We start from the raw sequence: 342 nt of genomic DNA, 5'->3' as shown, positions 1-342 counted from the left end.
GCTCGAGGATTTCGACCACTGCGAGCTGATCATCTCGATCGGCCACAACCCCGGCACCAACCACCCGCGGATGATGGGCACGCTGCACGAGTGCTCGCGCCGCAACGTGCCGATCATCGTCTTCAATCCGCTGCGCGAGCGCGCGCTCACACGCGGTGCCGGAGGACCCGCTGTCGATCGAGCGCGTCGAGATCGTGCGTGGACCGGCCGCGCTGCTGTACGGCGGCAACGCGATCGGCGGCGTGGTCAACACCATCGACAACCGCATTCCGCGCGAGCCGATCCAGGGCGTGACGGGCGCCATCGACGCGAGCTACGGCGGCGCCAACGACGCGCGCGCGG

At 69.6% G+C, this 342-nt stretch carries 1 pseudogene; it reads left to right on the top strand.

The window, feature by feature from the left end:
- Positions 1-149: 149 nt before the first annotated feature.
- A pseudogene (locus tag SB751_RS28820) lies at positions 150-342 on the top strand (TonB-dependent receptor plug domain-containing protein); the annotation flags it as partial.

This window comes from Cupriavidus sp. SIMBA_020, assembly GCF_046535395.1.
GTDB classification, from domain to species: domain Bacteria; phylum Pseudomonadota; class Gammaproteobacteria; order Burkholderiales; family Burkholderiaceae; genus Cupriavidus; species Cupriavidus campinensis.
This window is presented reverse-complemented; position numbering and strand designations above follow the sequence as displayed.